General features: G+C 70.7%; 22 protein-coding genes. 17 read left to right on the top strand and 5 right to left on the bottom strand.

Annotated features, from left to right (window positions below; translation table 11 throughout):
* The first annotated feature begins 23 nt into the window (after nucleotides 1-23).
* Nucleotides 24-1,067 carry a DNA polymerase III subunit delta gene (gene holA, locus ABIC29_RS14910; protein WP_116085062.1) on the top strand — a complete coding sequence of 348 codons (1,044 nt, stop codon included), beginning with the start codon at nucleotides 24-26 and terminating at the stop codon, nucleotides 1,065-1,067.
* Between the two features lie 261 nt (nucleotides 1,068-1,328).
* Here holA and rpsT read toward each other — a convergent pair whose 3' ends face one another.
* The 3 genes from rpsT to ABIC29_RS14895 form a co-directional block, all read right to left on the bottom strand.
* Complete coding sequence (rpsT, locus tag ABIC29_RS14905) at nucleotides 1,329-1,589, bottom strand: 30S ribosomal protein S20 (protein ID WP_055858437.1); 261 nt, start codon at nucleotides 1,587-1,589, stop codon at nucleotides 1,329-1,331.
* A gap of 171 nt (nucleotides 1,590-1,760) precedes the next feature.
* Nucleotides 1,761-2,435, bottom strand: a complete 675-nt coding sequence (locus tag ABIC29_RS14900; protein WP_116085485.1) for a response regulator — start codon at nucleotides 2,433-2,435, stop codon at nucleotides 1,761-1,763.
* 14 nt (nucleotides 2,436-2,449) lie between these two features.
* Nucleotides 2,450-3,694, bottom strand: coding sequence for a sensor histidine kinase (locus ABIC29_RS14895; RefSeq protein ID WP_116085060.1), 1,245 nt, complete (start codon nucleotides 3,692-3,694; stop codon nucleotides 2,450-2,452).
* 81 nt (nucleotides 3,695-3,775) lie between these two features.
* Between ABIC29_RS14895 and lepA the strand changes: the two genes are divergently transcribed.
* The 3 genes from lepA to hemW are packed head-to-tail and all read left to right on the top strand — an operon-like array spanning nucleotide 3,776 to nucleotide 7,520.
* Nucleotides 3,776-5,629, top strand: coding sequence for a translation elongation factor 4 (lepA, locus tag ABIC29_RS14890; protein ID WP_116085057.1), 1,854 nt, complete (start codon nucleotides 3,776-3,778; stop codon nucleotides 5,627-5,629).
* Nucleotides 5,630-5,640: 11 nt separating this feature from the next.
* Complete coding sequence (locus ABIC29_RS14885; RefSeq protein ID WP_116085055.1) at nucleotides 5,641-6,291, top strand: DUF1990 domain-containing protein; 651 nt, start codon at nucleotides 5,641-5,643, stop codon at nucleotides 6,289-6,291.
* 2 nt (nucleotides 6,292-6,293) lie between these two features.
* Nucleotides 6,294-7,520, top strand: a complete 1,227-nt coding sequence (hemW, locus tag ABIC29_RS14880) for a radical SAM family heme chaperone HemW (protein WP_354246580.1) — start codon at nucleotides 6,294-6,296, stop codon at nucleotides 7,518-7,520.
* Between the two features lie 6 nt (nucleotides 7,521-7,526).
* Here hemW and ABIC29_RS14875 read toward each other — a convergent pair whose 3' ends face one another.
* Both ABIC29_RS14875 and ABIC29_RS14870 read right to left on the bottom strand, forming a co-directional pair.
* On the bottom strand, nucleotides 7,527-7,907 hold the full coding sequence (locus ABIC29_RS14875) for a DUF4870 domain-containing protein (protein ID WP_116085050.1): 381 nt from the start codon (nucleotides 7,905-7,907) through the stop codon (nucleotides 7,527-7,529).
* 119 nt (nucleotides 7,908-8,026) lie between these two features.
* A complete protein-coding gene (locus ABIC29_RS14870) occupies nucleotides 8,027-8,482 on the bottom strand; it encodes a DUF4870 domain-containing protein (RefSeq protein ID WP_116085048.1) in 456 nt (151 codons plus the stop codon).
* A gap of 191 nt (nucleotides 8,483-8,673) precedes the next feature.
* Here ABIC29_RS14870 and hrcA point away from each other — a divergent pair, with 191 nt between their 5' ends.
* From hrcA to leuA, 13 genes are all read left to right on the top strand, one after another.
* Nucleotides 8,674-9,696 (top strand): heat-inducible transcriptional repressor HrcA, encoded by a 1,023-nt coding sequence (gene hrcA / locus ABIC29_RS14865; RefSeq protein ID WP_116085045.1) that lies wholly within the window; start codon nucleotides 8,674-8,676, stop codon nucleotides 9,694-9,696.
* A 46-nt stretch (nucleotides 9,697-9,742) separates the two neighbouring features.
* A complete protein-coding gene (dnaJ, locus tag ABIC29_RS14860; RefSeq protein ID WP_116085042.1) occupies nucleotides 9,743-10,846 on the top strand; it encodes a molecular chaperone DnaJ in 1,104 nt (367 codons plus the stop codon).
* Nucleotides 10,847-10,856: 10 nt separating this feature from the next.
* The gene (locus tag ABIC29_RS14855; protein ID WP_116085039.1) at nucleotides 10,857-11,591 is read left to right on the top strand and encodes a 16S rRNA (uracil(1498)-N(3))-methyltransferase; all 735 of its coding nucleotides are present in this window, start codon (nucleotides 10,857-10,859) and stop codon (nucleotides 11,589-11,591) included.
* A gap of 24 nt (nucleotides 11,592-11,615) precedes the next feature.
* Nucleotides 11,616-11,972 (top strand): HIT domain-containing protein, encoded by a 357-nt coding sequence (locus tag ABIC29_RS14850; RefSeq protein WP_116085036.1) that lies wholly within the window; start codon nucleotides 11,616-11,618, stop codon nucleotides 11,970-11,972.
* Nucleotides 11,973-12,099: 127 nt separating this feature from the next.
* Complete coding sequence (locus ABIC29_RS14845) at nucleotides 12,100-13,122, top strand: PhoH family protein (RefSeq protein ID WP_116085482.1); 1,023 nt, start codon at nucleotides 12,100-12,102, stop codon at nucleotides 13,120-13,122.
* Nucleotides 13,119-13,580 carry an rRNA maturation RNase YbeY gene (ybeY, locus tag ABIC29_RS14840; protein WP_116085033.1) on the top strand — a complete coding sequence of 154 codons (462 nt, stop codon included), beginning with the start codon at nucleotides 13,119-13,121 and terminating at the stop codon, nucleotides 13,578-13,580. The genes ABIC29_RS14845 and ybeY overlap by 4 nt, the downstream gene beginning before the upstream one ends.
* Nucleotides 13,581-13,582: 2 nt before the next feature.
* Nucleotides 13,583-14,899, top strand: a complete 1,317-nt coding sequence (locus tag ABIC29_RS14835; protein WP_116085030.1) for a hemolysin family protein — start codon at nucleotides 13,583-13,585, stop codon at nucleotides 14,897-14,899.
* Nucleotides 14,877-15,785 (top strand): GTPase Era, encoded by a 909-nt coding sequence (gene era / locus ABIC29_RS14830; RefSeq protein WP_116085028.1) that lies wholly within the window; start codon nucleotides 14,877-14,879, stop codon nucleotides 15,783-15,785. The genes ABIC29_RS14835 and era overlap by 23 nt, the downstream gene beginning before the upstream one ends.
* Before the next feature lie 88 nt (nucleotides 15,786-15,873).
* Nucleotides 15,874-17,061, top strand: a complete 1,188-nt coding sequence (locus ABIC29_RS14825) for a sensor histidine kinase (RefSeq protein WP_354246569.1) — start codon at nucleotides 15,874-15,876, stop codon at nucleotides 17,059-17,061.
* Entirely contained in the window at nucleotides 17,058-17,741 is a 684-nt protein-coding gene (locus ABIC29_RS14820) for a response regulator (RefSeq protein WP_116085025.1), read from the top strand. Before ABIC29_RS14825 ends, ABIC29_RS14820 begins: the two co-directional genes overlap by 4 nt.
* 59 nt (nucleotides 17,742-17,800) lie before the next feature.
* Nucleotides 17,801-18,562 carry an ABC transporter ATP-binding protein gene (locus tag ABIC29_RS14815; RefSeq protein ID WP_116085023.1) on the top strand — a complete coding sequence of 254 codons (762 nt, stop codon included), beginning with the start codon at nucleotides 17,801-17,803 and terminating at the stop codon, nucleotides 18,560-18,562.
* Nucleotides 18,559-19,953, top strand: coding sequence for an ABC transporter permease (locus ABIC29_RS14810; RefSeq protein ID WP_116085020.1), 1,395 nt, complete (start codon nucleotides 18,559-18,561; stop codon nucleotides 19,951-19,953). Before ABIC29_RS14815 ends, ABIC29_RS14810 begins: the two co-directional genes overlap by 4 nt.
* A 256-nt stretch (nucleotides 19,954-20,209) precedes the next feature.
* Nucleotides 20,210-21,982 carry a 2-isopropylmalate synthase gene (gene leuA, locus ABIC29_RS14805; protein WP_116085018.1) on the top strand — a complete coding sequence of 591 codons (1,773 nt, stop codon included), beginning with the start codon at nucleotides 20,210-20,212 and terminating at the stop codon, nucleotides 21,980-21,982.
* The last annotated feature ends 78 nt before the right edge of the window (nucleotides 21,983-22,060 follow it).

Raw genomic sequence — 22,060 nt, 5'->3', positions numbered from 1 at the left:
ACTTGTTCGGAAAGGGAGGTGCCGTGGCGGCTCGATCCGGTGGGGCGGCGCGTGGCAGCACGCGAGCGAAGGCTGCGGCGATTCCGCAGCTCACCTACAGCCAGGTGCGGCCGGCGCCGATCGTGCTCATCTCGGGCCCCGAAGACGTGCTCGCCGAGCGGGCCTCGAGCCTGCTGCGCGATCAGTTGCGGGCCGAAGACCCCGACCTCGAGGTCAGCGAGATCGCCGGCGACGGGTATCAGCGCGGCGAGCTCCTGACGCTCGCGAGCCCCTCCCTCTTCGGCGAGGCGCGGCTCATCCGCATCGACGGCGCCGAGAAGGCGACCGACGACCTCATCCTCGACATGGTCGACTTCGTCGGCCAGTCGACCGACTCGACCACGGTCGTCGTGCGCCATCGCGGCGGCGTCCGCGGCAAGAAGATGCTCGACGCGATCCGGTCCGGCGACGGCGACGCCATCGAGATCGTGTGCGCCGAGCTCAAGCGCGAGTCCGACAAGCAGGACTTCGTGCAGACCGAGATCCGTGCGGCCGGCCGATCGATCGCACCGCGGGCGTTGCGCGCCCTCGTCGCGGCATTCAGCGACGATCTCGCCGAACTCGACGCCGCCTGCCGGCAGCTGCTCGCCGATGCCCCGGGCGACATCACCGAGGCCGTGGTCGCGAAGTACTACGGCGGTCGCGTCGAGACGAACGCCTTCGAGGTCGCGGATTCGGCGATCGCGGGCCGTCACGGCGAAGCGCTCGTCGCGCTCCGCCACGCGCTCGACAGCGGAGCCGATCCGGTGCCGATGGTCGCCGCATTCGCGATGAAGATCCGCACGATGGCCAAGGTCTCCGGCGTGCGCGGCGGCGGGCCCGGCGTGGCGTCGTCGCTCGGTCTCGCCCCGTGGCAGGTCGACCGGGCGCGTCGCGATCTCGCCGGGTGGACCGACGAGGGGCTCCAGCAGGCCATCGTGCAGCTCGCGCGAACCGATGCCGCGGTCAAGGGGGCCGAGCGCGATCCCGTGTTCGCCCTCGAGCGGCTCATCGGCGTCATCGCCTCGCGAGGCCGCCTCGTCGCGTAGTCGTCGCCCGGCACGGTCGGCGGCATTCGGTGGCAGCGCCTGGCACGGCCGTCACCGCCTGGCCTGGCCGTCACTGCGTCACTGGCATCACCGCGGTGTCGTCGGCGCGTCATCGGCGTCACCGGCCCGCCCAGCCGCCTCGTCGCGAGGTCGTCGCCTCGCTCGATCGTGCCCGCCCGTTCTTGGAAACGCATGCGCGTGGCCCGGAAACGACGAACGCCCCGCACGATCCGTGCGGGGCGTTCGATCAGCTGCTGTGCCTCAGAGCGCAGCGACCTGCTTCGCGATGGCCGACTTGCGGTTCGCGGCCTGGTTCTTGTGGATCACGCCCTTGCTGGCGGCCTTGTCGAGCTTGCGACCAGCAACGCGGACGGCGGCGATGGCCTTGTCCTTGTCACCGGTGGCGATGGCCTCGCGAGCGGCGCGGACGGCGCTCTTGACCTGGCTCTTGACGGCCTTGTTGCGCTCCTGAGCCTTCAGGTTCGTCTTGATGCGCTTGATCTGCGACTTGATGTTTGCCACGTGGTTCGTCTTTCGTTCTTGTGCGGGTACCGGATGTGCCGAGCGAAGGTAGAGGGGCCTCGCGCGGCGAATCGTGCGGGGTGGGACCCACACGCAAGCCAACAGGCAACGATACCAGCAACGCGCTCGCGGCACCAATGCGCCGGGTTCCGGGCGACGCGGCGGCCTCGATCAGTTCGACCGGATGATGCCGAGTGCGCGTGCCCTGGCGACGGCCGCCGTGCGCGAACCGACCTCGAGCTTGGTGAAGATGTGCACGAGATGGGACTTGACGGTCGCCTCGCTGAGGAACAGCGCTCGCCCGATCTCCCGGTTGGTGTGACCGCTCGCGACGAGGCCGAGCACCTCGGCCTCGCGGCCGGTCAGGCGCTCGAGGCCGTCATTCGCGTCGAGGCGCGACGAGACGCCCGGAGCGAACGCGGGCTCGCCGGTCGCCGCGGCGCGGATCGCCGCCGTGAGCTCGCCGGGCGGCGAGTCCTTCAGCAGGTAGCCGCTCGCGCCGGCCTCGATCGCGCTCAGGATGTCGGCATCCGTGTCGTAGTTGGTGAGCACGAGCACGCGCGGCGCGTCGTCGAGCGAGCGGATGTGCCGCGTCGCCTCCGCGCCCTGCATGTCGGACGGGAACTGCAGGTCCATGAGCACCACGTCGACGTCGCCGTCGGCGGCACGGCGGACCGCGGCATCCGCACGGTCGACGTCGGCGACGACCACGAGGTCGTCTTCTGCCTCGAGCATGGCGCGCACCCCCGCGCGCACGACCGGGTGGTCGTCGGCGATCAGCAGCCGGATGCCGGCGGCGGCTTCCGAGCCGGCCCCATCGCCGAAGGCGGAGCCCGCCTCCGGCATCGCCTCGCGGCCGTTCATGCCGTCACCGTTGGGATCCGCACCGACACGGCGGTGCCCTCGCCGAGATGCGACTCGACCTCGATCGAGCCGCCCTCGCGCTCGGCGCGCTCGCGCATCGCCCGCAGGCCGTACCGCAGCTCGGCGCCGGGACCGGCGGCGAGCGCAGCGGGGTCGAAGCCGACGCCGTCGTCGACGATGTCGAGCGCGACCTCGTCGCCGAGGTAGCTGAGGGTGAGCTCGGCGCGCGTGGCGCGGGCGTGGCGCAGCACGTTCGCGAGGGCGCCCTGCGCGATGCGCAGCAGTGTGGCGTCGATCGCCATGGGCAGGGTCACCGGCTCGCCGCTCGTCGAGAACGAGACCCTGGTCGCGGCGCCCGCCTGGGCGGCCTGCTCGTCGACGGCGGCCGCGAGGCGGCGGAGCGCTGCGGGCAGCGTCTGCTCGTCGAGCGAGGGCGGGCTGAGCTCCCGGATGAAGCGACGGGTCTCCGCGAGGTTCTCCGAGGCGGTCTCACGGGCGAGTCTCAGCTTCTCGAGCGTGCGCTCGTCGGCGATGTCGCGTTCGGCGGCGTGCAGGAGCATCTGGATGCTCGAGAGCCCCTGCGCCACGGTGTCGTGGATCTCGCGGGCGATGCGCTCGCGCTCGGCGAGGGTGCCGGCCTCGCGGCTCGCGGTCGACAGCTCCTCGCGCGTGGCGATGAGGTCGAGGATGAGCGCCTGGCGGTCCTTCGTCTCCTGCGCCATGGCGCGGTAGCCGAGGCCGATGACGATCGCTACGCCCGCGCTGATCAGCGGCCCGAGGATCGTGCCGACGTCGAATCCGAGGTGGCTCGCCGTGCCCCACACCGAGAGGCCGAACGTGACGATCACGAGCGGGACGGCGAGGGGCGCGGCCAGCACGTGCAGCTCGAGGAAGAAGAGGGGGAACGCGAGGAACGCGGCATCGGGGGTCATCGCCGACATGCCGGCCCAGAGCGCGAGGAGGGCCGTGAGCCACAGCACGCGGGCCCACTGCGGCAGGTTGCGGTGCGAGGTCGCGATGCCCGCGCCGTAGCACGCGAGGAACGCGACGGTCAGGATCGTGATCGCCGCCTCGTACTGGTCGTCGGCGAGCAGCGCGCGGATCATGACGAACAGCGCGAGCCCGACCACGAGCACGTGCAGGCCGAATCGGAGCGTGACGAACACGGGCCGGAGGGCCGACGGCGAGACCCTCCCGAAGTCGACGAAGGGGAGCGGAGCGGGGGCTGCGGGCGCGGTCATGGTGCGTGTCAGCGTAGTCGCGGGGGCCTGCGCGCGGCATCCGTCGAAAGTGCGAAGCCAACTCATGGGAGAATCGTCTGGATGTCTCCGAGAGCTGTTACCCCGCCGGTGCCTGCGGCCACCGACCCCGCGCTGATCCGCAACTTCTGCATCATCGCGCACATCGACCACGGCAAGTCGACCCTCGCCGACCGCATGCTCGGCATCACCGGGGTGGTGAGCGACCGCGACATGCGCGCCCAGTACCTCGACCGAATGGACATCGAGCGCGAGCGCGGCATCACGATCAAGAGCCAGGCGGTGCGCATGCCGTGGCAGGTCGGCGACACGTCCTACGCCCTGAACATGATCGACACGCCGGGCCACGTCGACTTCAGCTACGAGGTCTCGCGCTCGCTCGCGGCCTGCGAGGGTGCGATCCTCCTGGTCGATGCCGCGCAGGGCATCGAGGCGCAGACGCTCGCGAACCTCTACCTCGCGCTCGAGAACGACCTCGAGATCATCCCGGTGCTGAACAAGATCGACCTCCCGGCGGCCGAGCCCGAGAAGTACGCGCGCGAACTCGCCGAGCTCATCGGCGGCTCGCCCGACGACGTGCTGAAGGTCTCGGGCAAGACGGGCCTCGGGGTCGAGGACCTCCTCGACCGGGTCGTCGAGCGCATCCCGGCCCCGGTCGGCGATGCGGATGCCCCGGCGCGTGCGATGATCTTCGACTCCGTCTACGACAGCTACCGCGGCGTCGTCACCTACGTGCGCATGGTCGACGGTCGCCTGAACCCGCGCGAGCGCATCCAGATGCTCTCGACGAAGGCGAACCACGAGATCCTCGAGATCGGCGTGAGCGCTCCCGAGCCGACGCCCTCGAAGGGGCTCAGCGTCGGCGAGGTCGGCTACCTCATCACCGGCGTGAAGGACGTGCGCCAGTCGAAGGTCGGCGACACGGTCACCACGGCACTCAAGCCCGCCACCGAGGCGCTGCCGGGCTACACCGAACCCCTGCCGATGGTGTTCTCCGGTCTCTACCCGATCGACGGCAGCGACTACCCCGAGCTGCGCGAGGCGCTCGACAAGCTCAAGCTCTCCGACGCGTCGCTCGTCTACGAGCCCGAGACCTCGGTCGCGCTCGGCTTCGGCTTCCGCTGCGGCTTCCTCGGCCTGCTGCACCTCGAGATCATCACCGAGCGACTGCAGCGCGAGTTCGGGCTCGACCTGATCGCCACCGCGCCGTCCGTCGTCTACGAGGTCACCACCGAAGACCGCAAGACGGTCACCGTCACGAACCCGAGCGAGTTCCCCACGGGCGCGAAGATCACCGAGGTGCGCGAACCCATGGTCCGCGCCGCGATCCTCGCACCGAAGGACTACGTCGGCACGATCATGGAGCTCTGCCAGTCGCGGCGCGGTGCGCTGCTCGGCATGGAGTACCTCGGCGAGGACCGCGTCGAGATCCGCTACAACATGCCGCTCGGCGAGATCGTGTTCGACTTCTTCGACCAGCTGAAGTCGAAGACCGCCGGCTACGCGTCGCTCGACTACGAGCCCGTCGGCGACCAGGCGGCCGACCTCGTGAAGGTCGACATCCTGCTGCAGGGCGAGCAGGTCGACGCGTTCAGCGCGATCGTGCACCGCGACAAGGCGTACGCGTACGGCGTGCTCATGACCGGGCGCCTGCGCGAGCTCATCCCGCGCCAGCAGTTCGAGGTGCCCATCCAGGCCGCGATCGGTGCGCGCATCATCGCGCGCGAGTCGATCCGCGCCATGCGCAAGGACGTCCTCGCCAAGTGCTACGGCGGTGACATCAGCCGCAAGCGCAAGCTCCTCGAGAAGCAGAAGGAGGGCAAGAAGCGCATGAAGATGGTCGGCCGCGTGGAGGTTCCCCAAGAGGCGTTCATCGCCGCCCTGAGCGGCGACGTCGAGAAGAAGGACAAGAAGTAGCAGGACGACCGATGACCCGACGCAGCACCTTCACCGACCAGTCCGTCACGTACGGCTCGATCGGCGCGACGCTCGAACCCGACCTCATGCGGTATCCGCCCGCCGGCTACCGGCCCGCTGAAGACACCGTGCGCCTCGGCAGCGGCGTCGACCGCTTCGACCGCGCGGCCGAGGCCCTCATGACGTGGGGCATCCAGCGCGGCGCGGGGTACGAGGTGACGGAGGTCTCCTCCGGCACCGGCGCCCAGTATCCCGGCATCGTCTACGACGCCGAGGGCACCCCGCTCGCCGAGCAGCCGGGGCCCCGCACCGAGGACCGCTTCGGGGAGGACGGCACCGCCTACATCGCCTCAGGCATGCAGGCCACGCTCGTGCGCCGCGGTCGCTTCCGCCCGCAGGAGACCCCGGTGCTCGTGGTCTACGTCATCGACGAGCCCGGCCGGGTCGGATACGCGTTCGGCACCACGGCCGATGGGCTCGAGAGCGGCGAGGAGTCGTTCGTCCTCGAGCGTCGCGACGACGACACGGTGTGGCTCACGATCCGCTCCTTCCGGGCGACGGCCGGCGGCGCGAAGCGCATCCTCGCGCCCTTCGTCCGCCGCCGCCGACGCGAGCTGACCAGGCAGCAGCTGCGCGCCCTGCATCCCGCGGGCGGCGTGTAGACGTGGGTTCCGCGCTGCCGCTCGGCGAGCCGGCACCGCTCGACGGCATCCTGCCTGAGACCGCGGCCCACGGCGCGCACGACCGGGCGTTCGGCGTCTACGTGCACGTCCCGTTCTGCCGGGTGCGCTGCGGCTACTGCGACTTCAACACGTACACGGCGAGCGAACTCCGCGGCGCCCGCCAGGTCGACTACGCCGACCAGGCCATCGACGAGATCCGGATGTCGCGGCGCGTGCTCGCGGCATCCGGTGTCGCGCCCCGCGAGGCCGAGACGGTCTTCTTCGGGGGCGGAACGCCGACGATCCTGCCCGCCGACGACCTCGTGCGCATGCTCGCGGCGGTTCGCGACGAGTTCGGCTTCGCGCCCGGCGTCGAGGTCACGACCGAGGCGAACCCCGATTCCGTCGGCCCCGACGACCTGGTGCGGCTCGCTGAAGGCGGGTTCACGCGCGTCTCGTTCGGCATGCAGTCGGCGGTGCCGCATGTGCTCGCGGCGCTCGACCGCACGCACGACCCCGCGCGGGTGCCCCTCGTCGTGCGCTGGGCGCGCGACGCCGGGCTCGACGTGAGCCTCGACCTCATCTACGGAACCCCGGGGGAGTCCCTCGACGACTGGCGGCGCAGCGTCGACGCGGTCGTCGCCGAGCGACCCGACCACGTGAGCGCCTACGCGCTCATCGTCGAGGACGGCACGAAGCTCGCGAGGCAGATCCGGCGCGGCGAACTCGCCCAGCCCGACGACGACCTCGAGGCCGACATGTACGAACTGGCCGACACGGCCTTCGCCGAGGCCGGCTTCGAGTGGTACGAGGTCAGCAACTGGGCGACGGATGCCGCGCACCGCTCCCGGCACAACCTCGGCTACTGGCGGGGCGACGACTGGTGGGGCGTCGGGCCGGGAGCCCACAGCCACGTCGGCGGGGTCCGCTGGTGGAACGCGAAGCATCCGGCCGCCTATGCCGAGCGCCTCGCCGCCGGGCACTCGCCCGCCGTCGGGCGCGAGGTGCTCGACGCGCCGACCCGTGAGACCGAGCGCGTGCTGCTGCTCACGCGCATCCGCGAGGGCATCGACATCGCGTCGCTGCACGCGGGCGGCCGCCACGCGGTCGCCGGCCTCATCGCCGATGAGCTCGTGGACGCGAAAGCCGCCCTCGCCGGCGGGCTGACGCTCACTCGGCGAGGACGGCTGCTCGCGGACGCCGTCGTGCGGCGCCTGCTCGAGGACTGACCCCGATCAGCTCACGAACTTGATCGTGAGCGGGTACGAATAGGGCTCGCCCTGGTTCGCCTTGACGGCGGCGATGATGCTGAACACGATGATCAGCACGTAGACCGCGAGGATGATGAACAGCCCGATGACGACGAGCGTCAGGATGCTGCCGACGATGAGTGCGATCGTCATCGTGATCTGGAAGTTCAGCGCGGTCGCGGTGTGGGCGCGAACGAAGGGGCCCTTGTCCTTGAGGATCAGGTAGCCGATCAGCGCCGGGATGAAGCTGAAGAAGATGCCGCCGATGTGCACGAGCGTCGACCAGAGCTTCTCGTCGTTCGGGCTGAGCGGCGGGCTCTGCTCGTATGGGTTCTGCGGCGGCGGGGGAGGGGGCAGATCGGACATCGTCTTCTCCTGTTCGGATGCGCCGAATCGGCGCGGGGACTGCGGACGCCTTCATGCTGGCACAGCAACGCCCGCCGCGGGGAGTGACGCTCCAGCGGCGGGCGATGTGCGCGGCTCGACTACTTGATGAGTCGGATGGCGAAGGGGTAGCGGTAGTTGCGTCCGTCCTTGGCCTGGAGGAACGCGATGATCGAGAAGACGACGCCGACGATCCAGACCGCCCACGAGAGCAGGCCGAGCACGCCGCCGATGCCGAACGTGACGATCGTGATGATCGAGGTCAGGATGAAGATCGCGATCTGGGCGAAGACGAGCGTGATCTGGAAGTTGAGCGCTTCCTTCGCCTCGGTGTCCGTGAACCGGCCGCGGTCCTTGAAGACGAGCCAGATGATGAGCGACGGCAGGAATCCGATGATGCCGCCGAGGTGTGCGAACGAGCCCCACTGCACGTCCTGCTCGCGCGAGAGCGGCGCGCCAGCTGCGGCGGGCTGGCCCGCGGGCTGGGGAGCGGCCGGCTGCTGCGGCGGCGTGGGCGGCACGTTCGGATCGGACGGGCCTGCGTTTGGATCTGACATGTGCGTGCCTTTCGGGGCTTCGGGGACGGTTCCGCGGCCGTGAGGGGTGGGCGGTCGCGGCTCGGTGTGTCGCGGAACATGCCCACGGTAGCGCCGGGCAGGAGTGTCGGCAATGGGGATTACCCTGAGTTGAGCGGTATGATTGGCACTCAGGTCCACTGAGTGCCAACACCGCCGGGAAAGCGAGGGACATGGTCTCCGAACGCAGCCTCGCCGTCCTCAGGGCGATCGTGCAGGACTACGTCGCGTCACGCGAACCGGTGGGGTCGAAGGCCATCGTCGAGCGGCATTCGTTCGGCGTCTCGGCGGCGACCATCCGAAACGACATGGCCCTCCTCGAAGAGGAGGAGCTCATCGCCGCCCCGCACACGTCGTCGGGCCGCATCCCCACCGACAAGGGCTACCGGGTCTTCGTCGACCAGCTCACCGACGTGCGCCCGATGAGCAGGGCGCAGCGGCTCGCGATCGAGACGTTCCTGGGCGAATCGAGCGACCTCGACGAACTCCTCGCACGCACGGTCCGCCTCGTCGCGCAGCTGACCAAGCAGCTCGCGGTCGTGCAGTACCCGAGCTTCGGCAGCGCCCGCGTACGGCACGTCGAGCTCGTCTCGCTCGCGCCCGACCGCGTGCTGTGCATCCTCATCACCGACTCCGGCCAGGTCGAGCAACGGGTCGCCGAGCTCCCGAACCCGGTCGACGAGGCCGCCCTCTCGGCGCATCGCGCACGGCTGAACGATCTCGCCGGCAATCGGGCGATGGCGGATGCCGCGGAGTCGCTGTCCGGCGAGTTCGCCGACGTCGCTCCGGCCGACGCCCTCGTGCTGCGAGCCCTCGCGTCGACGCTCGCCGACCAGGCCCGCGCGCAGCGCCAGGACCGCCTCGTCGTCGCCGGCGCCGCGAACCTCGTGCGCACCGAGCAGGACTTCGCGGGGTCGATCCTCGGCGTCATCGAGGCCATCGAGGAGCAGGTCGTGCTCCTCAGGCTGTTCGGCGAGATGGCCGCCGACGAGCACGCCGTGGCCGTGCGCATCGGCCGCGAGAACGCGTCGTTCGGCCTCGGCGAGACGTCCGTGCTGTCCAGCGCCTTCGAGATCCCGGGCCGCGACATCTCCCGGCTCGGCGTGGTCGGGCCCACGCGCATGGACTACTCCAGCAGCATGGCGGCCGTTCGCGCGGTCGCCCGATACCTCTCCCGCACGCTCGGCGAGAACTGAGCAGCCGGCCCCCACCGGCATCCGCAATCGAAAGGACACGCCCTCCGTGGCAGACCACTACGAGGTCCTCGGCGTCTCACGCGACGCCACCCCAGACGAGATCAAGAAGGCCTACCGCCGCCTGGCGCGCGAGCTGCATCCCGACGTCAACCCCGGCGCCGAGGCATCCGAGCGCTTCAAGTCGGTCACGCACGCGTACGACGTGCTCTCCGATGCGAAGCAGCGTCAGCAGTACGACCTCGGCGATCAGGGCGGGTTCGGCGGCGGCGGGCAGGGCTTCGGCGGCTTCGGCGACATCTTCGAGACGTTCTTCGGCGGCACCCAGCAGACCAGGGGCCCCCGCTCCCGCCGCGAGCGCGGTCAGGACGCCCTGATCCGCGTCGAGGTCGGACTCGACGAGGTCATCTTCGGCACGCACCGCGACATCGAGGTCGACACCGCCGTGGTGTGCCAGACCTGCCACGGGTCCTGCTGCCAGCCGGGCACCTCGCCGGTGACCTGCGACATCTGCCACGGCACGGGGTCGATCCAGCGGGCCGTCAGGTCGCTGCTCGGCAACGTCATGACGTCGAGCCCGTGCGGCACCTGCCGTGGGTACGGCACCGTCATCGCGACGCCGTGCGTGACCTGCCAGGGCCAGGGCCGCGTGCGCGCCCGCCGCACGGTTCCCGTCGACATCCCTGCGGGCGTCGACACCGGCGTGCGGCTGCAGATGCCCGGTTCCGGCGAGTCCGGCCCCGCCGGAGGGCCCAACGGCGACCTCTACCTCGAGATCAAGGTCAAGAACCACGACGTGTTCAGCCGCAACGGCGACGACCTGCTCGCCACCCTCGCGGTGTCGATGACCGACGCGATCCTCGGCACCACGGCGAAGATCGAGGCGCTCGACGGCGACGTCGAGGTCGAGATCAAGGCCGGGCTGCAGAGCGGCGAGATCCTCACCGTGAAGGATCGCGGCGTGTCCAAGCTCCGCGGCAGCGGTCGCGGCGACCTCCGCGTGGGGGTGCAGGTGGTCACGCCCACCAAGCTCTCCGCGAAGGAGCGCGACCTCGTGCAGCAGTTCGCGTCGTCGAAGAAGGCGCCGGCCCCCGAGCTCAGCCACTTCCAGCAGGGCCTGTTCGCCCGCCTGCGCGACAAGTTCCTCGGCTGACGGGCGCGCGATGAGCCACCTCTACCTCGACGAGGGCCTCGAGCTGACGGGCGCCGCAGCCGGCGACCTCGTGCGCCTCACCGGCGACGAGGCGCGGCACGCGGTGACGGTCTCGCGGGTGCGCGTCGGCGAGCAGCTCGCGGTCGGCAACGGTCGCGGCGTGCTGGCCACGGCGACGGTGGTCGAGGCGGCTCCACGCGAGCTCGTGCTCGAGGTCGGCGAGGTCACCACGACGCCGGCGCCGAGCCCGCGCATCGTGCTCGTGCAGGCCCTCGCGAAGGGCGACCGCGACGAGCTCGCGGTGCAGGCGGCCACCGAACTCGGCGTCGATGCGATCGTGCCGTGGTCGGCGAGCCGGTCCGTCTCCCGCTGGGAGGGGCCGAAGGCCGACAAGGGCCGGGCCCGCTGGGCGAGCATCGTGCGCGAGGCGACCAAGCAGTCCATCCGGCCGTGGATGCCAGAGGTCGCACCGCTCACCGCGACCGCCGGGCTTCCCGCGCTGCTCGACGGCGCCCGCCTGCTGCTGCTCGAACCCACCGCGACGACGCCGCTCACCGACCTCCGCGACGACGGCCGCGACCTCGCGCTCGTCGTCGGGCCGGAGGGCGGCATCGCGCCGGCCGAGATCGAGCGGCTCGTGGCCTCCGGCGCCGAGACCGTCCGCCTCGGCGACTCGGTCCTGCGCACCTCGACCGCCGGCCCCGCCGCGATCGCGGTGCTGAACGCCCGACTCGGGCGGTGGTGAGGCATCCCTCGCTACGATGGGGACATGACCTCAACCGCCGAGCCGACCCTGTTCGAGCGCATCGCCGCGCGTGAGATCCCCGCGAACATCGTCGCCGAGACGGCGAACGTGATCGCGTTCCACGACATCGCCCCCAAGGCGCCGGTGCATGTCGTCGTCACGCCGAAGTCCGGCGCCTACCGCGACGTCGTCGAGCTCGCCGCGGGCGACCCCGCGTTGCTCGCCGAACTCGTCGAGGTCGCCAACGGCGTCGCGGCCGACCTCGCCGACGGCGAGTTCCGACTGGTGTTCAACACGGGCGCGGCAGCCGGCCAGACCGTCTTCCACGTGCACGCGCACGTGCTCGCCGGCGGCCTCGAGGAGGCCTCGCTTGGCGGCTGATCCGCAGGGCGAAGACCCGCAGCGCGACGACGTGCGACCCCCGGCCGGCGCACCCGACGCGCGACGCGCCGACGAGCCGGTCGCCGAGCGAGCCGACGAGGAGCGCCTGCGCATCGACGGCATCGCCATGGTGCGGCTGCTCGGCCCGCAGGACCGGCTGCTGACCACGATCCAGCGCGAGTACCCCGATGTCGAGGTGCACGTGCGCGGCAACGAGATCGGCATCCGCGGGGCCACCGACGAGCGCCTGCGCGTGCGCCGTCTCATCGAAGAACTCCTGGAGCTCGTGCGAGCCGGCCAGGACCCGACACCCACCGAAGTGAGGAGCTCGGCACGCATGATCGACGCCGATCCCGAATCCCGTCCGTCCGAACTGCTCGGACAGGTCATCGTCGCCTCGCGCGGCAAGACGATCCGACCGAAGACCGAGGGCCAGCGCGCCTACGTCGACGCCATCGACGAGCACACCGTCGTCTTCGGCATCGGCCCGGCCGGCACCGGCAAGACCTACCTCGCGATGGCGAAGGCCGTGCAGGCCCTGCAGCGCAAGGAGGTCAGCCGCATCATCCTCACGCGTCCGGCCGTCGAGGCGGGGGAGCGCCTCGGGTTCCTGCCGGGCACGCTCACCGACAAGATCGACCCGTACCTCCGGCCGCTCTACGACGCGCTCAACGAGATGATGGACCCAGAGATGGTGCCGAAGCTCCTCGCCTCGGGCACGGTCGAGGTCGCGCCACTCGCCTACATGCGCGGCCGCACGCTGAACGATTCGTTCGTCGTGCTCGACGAGGCGCAGAACACGACGCCCGAGCAGATGAAGATGTTCCTCACGAGGCTCGGCTTCGGGTCGAAGATGGTCGTCACCGGCGACGTCACGCAGGTCGACCTTCCGGGCGGGGCGAGCGGACTCCGTCTCGTGCCCCGCATCCTCGACCGCATCGACGACATCCACTTCGCGACGCTGACGAGCGACGACGTCGTCCGGCACACCCTCGTCGGCCAGATCGTCGACGCCTACACCGAGTACGACCAACGCGCCCAGGCGCAGCGCTTCGAGCGCGACCAGGCGCGCGAGTTCGCGAACCGCGCCGAACGACGCGGGCACGCCGGCCCGCGCGACCACCTCCCTCGAAGGGGCATCAACTCGTGAGCATCGAGGTCAACAACGAATCCGCGGTCGAGATCGACGAGGAGGTGCTGCAGCGCCTCGCGGTCTACGTGCTCGACGCCCTGCACGTGCACGCCGACGCCGAGCTGGCGATCGTGCTCGTCGACGAGGGCGCGATGGAGCAGCTGCACGTCCAGTGGATGGACGAGCCCGGTCCCACCGACGTGCTGAGCTTCCCGATGGACGAGCTGCGCCCCGGCAGCGAGGAGAACCCGGCCCCGCCCGGCCTCCTCGGCGACGTCGTGCTGTGCCCGCAGGTCGCCGAGGCGCAGGCGCGCACCGCGGGGCATCCGCTCATCGACGAGCTCCTCCTGCTCACGACGCACGGCATGCTGCACCTGCTCGGATTCGACCATGCCGAGCCCGAAGACGAGAAGGAGATGTTCGGCCTGCAGCGCGACCTCCTCGTCGGCTTCACGATGCAGGAGCGCCGTCGCTGACCATGCAGGCCTGGCTCTTCCTCGCGTCGGCGTTCGTGCTCGTCGCGTTCGGCGGTCTCATGGCGGCCGTCGACTCCGCCCTCGGCGCCACGAGCCGGGCGGATGTCACCGAGCTCGCGTTCGGCTCGCGTGCGCGTCGCTCGCTGCTCGCCATCGCCGATGACACCGGCGCGCACGTCAACGCCGTCAACTTCGTGCGCATCATCTCCGAGACGACCGCGGCCGTGCTCGTCACGCTCGCGTTCGTCTCGTTCCTCGACAACGTGTGGTGGGTGCTGCTCTGGTCTGCGCTCATCATGACGGCGGTGTCGTTCGTGCTCGTCGGGGCGAGCCCTCGCAGCGTCGGCCGGGCGCACGCCGCCGTCGTGCTGCGGTTGACGGCTCCCGTCGTGCACTTCCTGCGCGTGCTGCTCGGGCCGCTCGCGAACGCGCTCGTGAGCCTCGGCAATCGCGTGACGCCGGGTCGCATCCGGTTCGCCGGCGTCTCCAGCGAGGAGCAGCTGCTCAGCATGGTCGACGAGGCCACGGAGCTCGAGGTGCTCGAAGAGGGCGACCGCGAGCTCATCCACTCCATCTTCGAGTTCAACGACACCGTGGCGCGCGAGGTCATGGTGCCGCGCACCGACATGGTGACGATCGAGTCGACGGCGCACCTGCCGCAGGCCATGGCGCTGTTCCTGAACGCGGGCTACTCGCGCATCCCGGTCATCGAGCAGGACGCCGACGACGTCGCCGGCATCCTGTACCTCCGTGATCTCGCGCGCCTCGGGTTCGAGCGTCCGCTCGATGCGGCCGACCTCACGGTCGGCGAGCTCACCCGTCCGGCCGCGTTCGTGCCCGATTCGATGAAGGCCGACGCGTTGCTGCGGCAGATGCAGCTCGAGTCCAACCACCTCGCGATGGTCGTCGACGAGTACGGCGGCATCGCCGGCCTCGTCACGCTCGAGGACGTCATCGAGGAGCTCGTCGGTGACATCTCCGACGAGTACGACCGCGAGGCGGCGCAGATCGAGCAGCTCGACGGCGGCCGGTACCGCGTCAACGCGCGGCTGCCGATCGACGAGCTCGGCGAGCTGTTCGGGCTCGACCTCGACGACGAGGACGTCGACTCGGCGGGCGGCCTGCTCGCGAAGGAACTCGGCCGTCTCGCCCAGCCCGGCGAGCAGGCCGTGGTCTCCGGACTCGTCCTGCGGGCAGAGCGCACCGAGGGCCGCAGAAAGCGCATCTCGACGATCCTCGTCGAACGCGATCAGTCCCTGATCGACGCCCAGCTGGCATTCGACTCCGGGGACGCCGATGGAAGGAAGCACCGTGGCTGAGTACCGCGCAGGATTCGTCTCGTTCGTGGGGCGCCCCAACGTCGGCAAGTCGACGCTGACGAACGCGCTCGTCGGCGAGAAGGTGGCGATCACGAGCTCGAAGCCGCAGACCACGCGTCGCGCGATCCGCGGCATCGTGCACCGTGAGGACGGGCAGCTGATCCTCGTCGACACGCCCGGCCTCCACCGGCCGCGCACGCTGCTCGGCGAGCGACTGAACTCGCTCGTGCAGTCCACGCTCGGCGATGTCGACGTGATCGCGTTCTGCGTTCCGGCGAACGAGCCGATCGGGCCGGGCGACCGGTTCATCAACGAGCAGCTCGACCAGTACCCGCGCGCCAAGAAGGTCGCGATCGTCACGAAGACGGATGCCGCGTCGAAGGCGAAGGTCGCCGAGCAGCTGCTCGCGGTGTCCGAGCTGCGCGAGTGGGCGGCCGTCATCCCGGTGTCCGCGCCCCGTGGCGAGCAGCTCGACGTCCTCATCGACGAGCTGCTGTCCATGCTGCCGACGTCGAGCCAGCCGCTCTACCCGGCCGAGACCCTGACCGACGAGGACACCTCGGAGCGCATCGCCGAGTTCATCCGCGAGGCCGCGCTCGAGGGCGTCACCGACGAGCTGCCGCACTCGATCGCGGTCGTCGTCGAGGACATGGTCGAGCGCGAGGACAAGGACCTGCTCGAGATCTACGCGAACCTCTACGTCGAGCGCGACAGCCAGAAGGGCATCATCATCGGCAAGGGCGGTGCACGCCTCCGTGAAGTCGGGGCGACGGCACGGGCGCAGATCGAGGGCCTCCTCGGCCGCAAGGTGTACCTCGCGCTGCACATCAAGGTCGCGAAGGACTGGCAGCGCGACCCGAAGCTGCTCGGCCGCCTCGGGTTCTGACCTGAGGCGCGGCCGACCGCGTACGACTCGAGGATGATTCGCGTGAGCTGACGCGGCATCCGGCCCGGGCAGCGCGTACGGTGGATCGGTGCCCGAGTACCGAATCAGTCGCGCGAAGCTGACGACCGACATCGTGCTCGCGGTCGTGTTCGGCCTGATGTCGCTGCCGTTCGCGCTCATGGGCACCTGGGCCGACCTCGTGGCCATGGTGCTCTTCGTCGCCGCACTCGCGGTGCGCCGCCTGTCGCCGGCGTGGGCGCTCGGCATCGCGTGGGCCGCGGCGACCGTGCAGATGGCCGCGCTCCGCGACCTGCAGTTCTACGACTTCGCCGTGCTCGGCGTGCTGTACTCCACGTCGGCACACGGCGGTCGGCTGCTGAAGTGGCTCGGGCTGGTGTCGGCGGGCGCGGGTGCGCTGATCGCCACGGTGTACCTGCAGGTGCTCATGCCGGTCTTCGGCGGCACCGGCGGTCTCACGCCGCAGAACCTGTTCGCGGCGGCGTTCATCCTCATCGCCTCGCTCGCGGTGCTCGTGCTGGCCTGGACCGCGGGGCTCCTGGCGCGGTCGGTCCGCGACGGCCGCGAGGTGCGGCGGCGCGAGGAGGTCGCGAACCGCGAACGCGCGCTCGCGGAGTACCGCTACACGGTCGAACAGGAGCGAAACCGCATCGCTCGCGACATGCACGACGTCGTCGCGCACTCGCTGGCGGTCGTCATCGCCCAGGCCGACGGCGCGCGCTTCGCGGCGAAGACCCGGCCCGATGCGGCATCCGAGGCGCTGTCGACGATCTCGGGCGTGGCACGCGGTGCACTCGGCGACGTGCGCGTGCTCCTCGCCGAACTGCGGCACCGCGAGGGCGGCGCACCGCAGCCGGTGCTCGACGATCTCGGCGGCCTCATCGAGGGCGTCGTCGCGGCAGGCCTCGACGTGCGGCGCCTCGAGACCGGCGAGCGCTGCGAGCTCGGCACCGGCCACCAGATCGCCGTGTACCGCATCGTGCAGGAGGCGCTCACGAACGCCCTCCGCCACGGCGACACGTCCGCGCCGGTCGACCTCCGCCTCGACTGGGAGGCCGACGGACTCTCGCTCTCGATCTCGAACCGTATCCCCGCGGATGCCGCGGGCGGGCCGAACCCGATGGCGACGCGCCACGGCATCACGGGCATGCGCGAGCGTGCCCAACTGGTGGGCGGCACGCTCGCCGCCGAGCCTGGCGCCGACGGCGCGTTCCACGTCGTCGCGAGGATCCCCGCACAACCGAGGAGCCCATCATGAGCGGCATCCGCGTCGCACTCGTCGACGATCAGGCGCTGTTCCGCTCCGGGGTGCGCATGCTCGTCGAGTCCCAGCCCGACCTCGAGGTGGTCGGCGAGGCCGGTGACGGCCTCTCGGGGGTCGCCCTGGCCGCCACGAGCCGTCCCGACGTGGTGCTCATGGACGTGCGGATGCCGCAGCTCGACGGCATCCAGGCGACCGAGCGCATCCTCGCCGAGGCGGAGCGCGACGGGCGCACAGCCCCGCGGATCCTCGTGCTCACGACGTTCGACCTCGACGAGAACGCGGCGCGCGCCATCCGCGCGGGGGCGAGCGGGTTCGTGCTGAAGGACGCCGATCCCGAGTTCCTGCTCGCGGCGATCCGCACGGTGCACCAGGGCAACCAGGTGATCGCGGCGAGCGCCACGCGGGAGCTCTTCGCGCATCTCGCCAGGGGGAGCGGCCGGCGCCCGGCTCCGGCGGCCTGGGCGGAGCTCACGCCCCGCGAGCGCGAGATCTTCGGGTTCGCCGCGCGGGGGCTCTCGAACTCGGAGATCGCCGCGTCGGAGTTCCTGTCGGAGGCGACGGTGAAGACGCATGTGAGTCGCATCCTCGCGAAGCTCGGACTCCGCGATCGCGTGCAGCTCGTGGTCTTCGCGTACGAGCACGACCTCGGCATGCCCGATCATCCTGAAGGATGACGCTGCGCCATCCCGTGGCCCGATGACGGGTCGGCGGTGGCATCCGTAGCGTCGAAGGCATGCAGATCCAACCATCAGACCTCGGACTCATCGCGCGCGTCACGAACCTCGGCAAGCGGTACGGAACCGGCTCGAGCACGGTCGCCGCGCTCGACGACGTCTCGCTCGGGCTGCGCCGAGGCGAGTTCACCGCGATCATGGGCCCGTCGGGCTCGGGCAAGTCGACGCTCATGCACATCATGGCCGGCCTCGACTCGCCGACGTCTGGGCGGGTGTGGCTCGGCGACACCGACATCACCGACCTGCCCGACGGCGCGCTCACCGTGCTGCGGCGTCGCCGCATCGGCTTCGTGTTCCAGTCGTTCAACCTCGTGCCGACGCTCGACGTGCGTGCGAACGTGATGCTGCCGTTCGAGCTCGACGGCCGCCGCCCGACGAAGGACGAGCAGGCCTGGATCGGCGAGCTCCTCGACACGCTCGGGCTCGCGGGCCGCGTGAAGCACCGTCCGCACGAGCTCTCGGGCGGACAGCAGCAGCGGGTCGCGATCGCACGTGCCCTCGCGACGAGGCCCGACCTCGTGTTCGCCGACGAGCCGACCGGAAACCTCGACTCGCGCACCGGGCGCGAGGTGCTGGCGCTGCTCGCCTCGGCCTCGTCGCGGTACGGCCAGTCGATCGCGATGGTCACCCACGACCCGATCGCGGCGAGCCATGCCGACCGCATCCTGTTCCTCGCCGACGGCCGCATCGTGCGCGACGCCGGGCGCTCCACGCCCGAGGAGATCAGCTCGTACATGCTCTCGATGGAGACGGCGGCATGACGCGGGTGAAGGATCTCCTCCCGACGCTGCTCGTGGCCACGTTGGCCGCGGCGTTCGGCGTCGCCCTGCTGCAGATCACCGGCATCCTGGCCGCCGTCATCACGTCGCAGGACGGGATGTCCGAGAGCGGCACCGTGCAGCTCATGCTCTCGCTCGTCGCGAGCGTGTTCATCGTGATCGCCGTCTACGTCAGCGCCGTCGTCACCTCGAACACGGTCGCGACCGTCGTCGCCGGCCGCACCCGCCTGATCGCGCTCCTGCGGCTCATCGGGTCGAGCGCACGTGCGCAGCGCGGCGCCATCGCCCGAGAGGGCCTGCTCATCGGGCTGGCGGGCGCCGTGCTCGGCGCGCTGCTCGGCTCGGCGGCCGCGTGGGCCATCGGCGAGATCGGCACGGCGCAGGGGAGCATCCCGCGCGTCGAGTACTCGCTCGTCGACCCGCTGATGCTCGTGCCCATGGCCGCCGTCGTGCTCACGACGTGGCTCGCCGCATGGACGGGATCCCGCCGCGTGCTCGCCGTTCGTCCGGCGCAGGCGCTCGGCACTGCGACCGAGGCCGACTTCGACGAGGTGGCCTCGCGCACGGGCCGCGCGGTCGTGGCCTGGATCCTCGGAGTCCTGGGCATCGGGCTCCTCGTGCTCGGCGTCGTCGTGGGCCTCGTGCGACCCGAGGGCGTGCTCATCGGGCTGCTCGGCGGCATCCTCTCGTTCACGGCCATCGTGCTCGCGTCGCATCGCGTCATGCCGCCCGTGCTGCGCCTCGTCGGCCGGCTCTTCGGCGACCGCCCGGCGGCACGTCTCGCCGCCGAGAACGCCGTGCGCCACCCAGAGCGGTCCTCGCGCATGACGATCGGCCTCGTCATCGGCGTCACCCTCGTCACGACGTTCGCCGTGACCATGGAGACCTACCGCGCCATGGTGCTGGTCGCCACCGCCGACCGGCCCGAGATGCAGGACGCCCTCGGCCCGGTCATCGACGGCACCGTTGCGGTGTTCTCGACGCTCATCGGCTTCAGTGCCGTGATCGCGGCCGTCGGCCTCGTGAACACGCTGTCGATCAGCGTCATGCAGCGCACGCGCGAGCTCGGCCTGCTGCGCGCGCTCGGGTTCGATCGCCGCCAGATCCGCGTCATGGTGCTCGTCGAGGCGGCCGCGCTGACCGTCGCGGCCACCCTCACGGGGCTCGTGCTCGGCATCGCCTACGGCTGGGTCGGGGCGCAGTCGATCCTCGGGTCGGTCGGCAGCGGTCCCGGCATCGTGGCCCCGGTCATCCCGTGGCCGATCGTCGCGATCGTCGTGGGTGCCGCGGCACTGCTCACGCTCGCGGCATCCGTCGCACCGATGCGGCGCGCGGCGCGCGTGTCGCCGGTCGTCGCGCTCGCGATCGACTAGACCGGATCCTGCGGGGACCGCTCGGCAGAACGTCCTTCGCACGGGGGTGCGAAGGCGGGGGAACAGGGCGGACGGATGCCTCGGGGGAGGCATCCGTCCGCGTCGTCGTGCGCGCGGGCCCGACGCAGTGTTAGCCTTGGTGCGTGTCTTACGGCCTGCTTCTCCTTAGCTGCCGCAGCGAGTCCTAGTTCTCAGGCCTCCCTCGCTGCGGAGTTCGTCGTCGGCTGAATCATCCGCGAAGCGAGAGAAGCACCTCATGAAGAACACCCAGAAGCCCTCGGCGATGCCCGTTCACCGGTACCGCCCCTTCCACGAGCAGGTCGTCGTCGACCTGCCCGACCGCACGTGGCCGTCCAAGCGCATCGAGGTCGCACCGCGTTGGTGCGCCGTCGACTTGCGCGACGGCAACCAGGCGCTCATCGACCCGATGAGCCCCGAGCGCAAGCGCATCATGTTCGACCTGCTCGTGAACATGGGCTACAAGGAGATCGAGGTCGGGTTCCCGAGCGCGAGCCAGACCGACTTCGACTTCGTGCGCAGCCTCATCGAAGAGGGCGCGATCCCCGATGACGTGACGATCCAGGTGCTGACCCAGGCGCGCGACCACCTCATCGAGCGCACCTACGAGTCGATCAGGGGCGCGAAGCAGGCCATCGTGCACCTGTACAACTCCACGAGCATCCTGCAGCGCGAGGTCGTGTTCCGCACCGATCGCCAGGGCATCATGGACATCGCCCTGCACGGCGCCCGCAAGTGCCGCGAGATGGAGGCCACGGTGCCCGGCACCGCGGTCTACTACGAGTACTCGCCAGAGAGCTACACCGGCACCGAGCTCGAGTTCGCCGTCGACGTGTGCAACCAGGTCATCGAGATCTTCGAGCCCACGCCCGAGCGCAAGGTCATCGTCAACCTGCCGGCCACGGTCGAGATGACGACCCCGAACGTCTACGCCGACTCGATCGAGTGGATGAGCCGCCACCTCGCGCACCGCGAGAACGTGATCCTGTCGCTGCACCCGCACAACGACCGCGGCACCGCGATCGCCGCGGCCGAGCTCGGCTACCTGGCCGGCGCCGACCGCATCGAGGGATGCCTGTTCGGCAACGGGGAGCGCACCGGCAACGTCGACCTCGTCGCGCTCGGCGTCAACCTGTTCACGCAGGGCATCGACCCGCAGATCGACTTCTCCGACATCGACGAGGTCAAGCGCACGGTCGAGTACTGCAACCAGCTGCCGGTGCCCGAGCGCCACCCGTGGGCGGGCGACCTCGTCTACACGGCGTTCTCCGGCTCGCATCAGGACGCGATCAAGAAGGGCTTCGAGGCCATGGCCGCCGAGGCCGAGCGCCGCGGCGCGAACGTCGACGACCTCGAGTGGGCCGTGCCCTACCTGCCCGTCGACCCGCGCGACCTCGGTCGCAGCTACGAGGCGGTCATCCGCGTGAACTCGCAGTCGGGAAAGGGCGGCGTCGCCTACCTGCTGAAGAACGACCACGCGCTCGACCTGCCGCGTCGCCTCCAGATCGAGTTCTCGGGCGTGGTGCAGGCCAAGACCGACGAAGAGGGCGGCGAGGTCTCGAGCGACGAGATCTGGCGCGTCTTCACCGACGAGTACCTGCCGGCGCCCGCCGAGCGGCCCGACGACAAGTGGGGGCGCTTCGAGCTGCTGTCGCTGCGCACCGAGAGCGACCTCACGGGTGAGGTCCGCGTGCGCGTGGGCCTGCGCGACGGCGATGAGCGCGTCGACGCCGAGGGCAGCGGCAACGGACCCATCGCGGCGTTCCTGTCGGTGCTCGGCGCCGAGGGCGTCGAGGTGCGCGTGCTCGACTACAGCGAGCACGCGATGTCGGCCGGCGGCGACGCCGTGGCCGCCGCGTACGTCGAGTGCCAGGTCGGCGACCGCACGCTCTGGGGCGTCGGCATCGACGCCGACATCTCCACGGCGTCGCTGAAGGCGGTCGTCTCGGCCGTCAACCGCGCGATCCGCACGCACGTCGAGGTCGACGAGCTCGAGGCCGTGGGCGTCTGATCCGAACGACGGATGCCGCGTGCCGACGTCGGCACGCGGCATCCGTCGTCGCTCCCTGGCGTGCTCGTCTCGAGCGCG

It is taken from the genome of Agromyces sp. PvR057 (assembly GCF_040547485.1).
GTDB lineage: Bacteria > Actinomycetota > Actinomycetes > Actinomycetales > Microbacteriaceae > Agromyces.
The sequence above is the reverse complement of the archived record's forward strand: the minus strand, read 5'-3'. Positions and strand labels throughout refer to the sequence as shown.

Bases quoted from the DNA above. Each gene is read 5' to 3' on its own strand.
- ABIC29_RS14895 (WP_116085060.1), bottom strand. From the start codon at position 3,694: ATGACCGCGCCCGCAGCCCCCGCTCCGCTCCCCTTCGTCGACTTCGGG.
- ABIC29_RS14835 (WP_116085030.1), top strand. From the start codon at position 13,583: ATGCAGGCCTGGCTCTTCCTCGCGTCGGCGTTCGTGCTCGTCGCGTTC.
- ABIC29_RS14870 (WP_116085048.1), bottom strand. From the start codon at position 8,482: ATGTCAGATCCAAACGCAGGCCCGTCCGATCCGAACGTGCCGCCCACG.
- ABIC29_RS14845 (WP_116085482.1), top strand. From the start codon at position 12,100: ATGGTGCGGCTGCTCGGCCCGCAGGACCGGCTGCTGACCACGATCCAG.
- ABIC29_RS14900 (WP_116085485.1), bottom strand. From the start codon at position 2,435: ATGCCGGAGGCGGGCTCCGCCTTCGGCGATGGGGCCGGCTCGGAAGCC.
- ABIC29_RS14885 (WP_116085055.1), top strand. From the start codon at position 5,641: ATGACCCGACGCAGCACCTTCACCGACCAGTCCGTCACGTACGGCTCG.
- lepA (WP_116085057.1), top strand. From the start codon at position 3,776: ATGTCTCCGAGAGCTGTTACCCCGCCGGTGCCTGCGGCCACCGACCCC.
- hrcA (WP_116085045.1), top strand. From the start codon at position 8,674: ATGGTCTCCGAACGCAGCCTCGCCGTCCTCAGGGCGATCGTGCAGGAC.
- ABIC29_RS14875 (WP_116085050.1), bottom strand. From the start codon at position 7,907: ATGTCCGATCTGCCCCCTCCCCCGCCGCCGCAGAACCCATACGAGCAG.
- leuA (WP_116085018.1), top strand. From the start codon at position 20,210: ATGAAGAACACCCAGAAGCCCTCGGCGATGCCCGTTCACCGGTACCGC.
- ABIC29_RS14855 (WP_116085039.1), top strand. From the start codon at position 10,857: ATGAGCCACCTCTACCTCGACGAGGGCCTCGAGCTGACGGGCGCCGCA.
- ABIC29_RS14850 (WP_116085036.1), top strand. From the start codon at position 11,616: ATGACCTCAACCGCCGAGCCGACCCTGTTCGAGCGCATCGCCGCGCGT.
- ABIC29_RS14815 (WP_116085023.1), top strand. From the start codon at position 17,801: ATGCAGATCCAACCATCAGACCTCGGACTCATCGCGCGCGTCACGAAC.
- ABIC29_RS14810 (WP_116085020.1), top strand. From the start codon at position 18,559: ATGACGCGGGTGAAGGATCTCCTCCCGACGCTGCTCGTGGCCACGTTG.
- era (WP_116085028.1), top strand. From the start codon at position 14,877: ATGGAAGGAAGCACCGTGGCTGAGTACCGCGCAGGATTCGTCTCGTTC.
- ABIC29_RS14820 (WP_116085025.1), top strand. From the start codon at position 17,058: ATGAGCGGCATCCGCGTCGCACTCGTCGACGATCAGGCGCTGTTCCGC.